General features: G+C 46.3%; 2 tRNA genes and 2 rRNA genes. All 4 read right to left on the reverse strand.

What is annotated here, in order from left to right:
• Positions 1-110, reverse strand: a 23S ribosomal RNA gene (locus PQ511_RS23600); the annotation flags it as partial.
• A 155-nt stretch (positions 111-265) separates the two neighbouring features.
• Positions 266-341 (reverse strand) — tRNA-Ala (locus tag PQ511_RS23605).
• A gap of 12 nt (positions 342-353) precedes the next feature.
• Positions 354-430 (reverse strand) — tRNA-Ile (locus PQ511_RS23610).
• Positions 431-604: 174 nt separating this feature from the next.
• Positions 605-661: ribosomal RNA gene (locus PQ511_RS23615) — 16S ribosomal RNA — on the reverse strand; the annotation flags it as partial.

Raw genomic sequence — 661 nt, forward strand, 5'->3', positions numbered from 1 at the left:
TCTCCGGATCAAAGCGTACTTACAGCTCCCCGAAGCATATCGGTGTTCGTCCCGTCCTTCTTAGGCTTCTAGTGCCAAGGCATCCACCGTGCGCCCTTAGTAGCTTAACCTTCGATTTGTTAGGCATGCTGCCGTAACGCATCAGTTATTACTAAGTTATTGCATAAAAATAATTATTGGATGTCGTTGTTTGTGCTATCTAGTTTTCAAGGAACATGGCTACTAGTTAATTAAACGTTTGTTTAAGAATAAAAGTAGACTAAATTGGTGGAGCCTAGCGGGATCGAACCGCTGACCTCCTGCGTGCAAGGCAGGCGCTCTCCCAGCTGAGCTAAGGCCCCAGAATTCTTTTATGGTGGGCCTGAGTGGACTCGAACCACCGACCTCACGCTTATCAGGCGTGCGCTCTAACCAGCTGAGCTACAGGCCCACAAAAGAAAAGTAAATACTCCGACATAGCCATTAGCCGGAGGTGTTTCTACGAAGAGACTTGCTCTTCTTCAAAACTTACCTTTTCAGTTGAAAGAACGAATCATTCTTTCAAAACTAAACGAAACGCTCATGTAAGGTTGGTAACGTAAGTTACCTTCGTAATTCTCCATAGAAAGGAGGTGATCCAGCCGCACCTTCCGATACGGCTACCTTGTTACGACTTCACCCC

It is taken from the genome of Guptibacillus spartinae (assembly GCF_028610625.1).
GTDB classification, from domain to species: Bacteria; Bacillota; Bacilli; order Bacillales; family Guptibacillaceae; genus Guptibacillus; species Guptibacillus spartinae.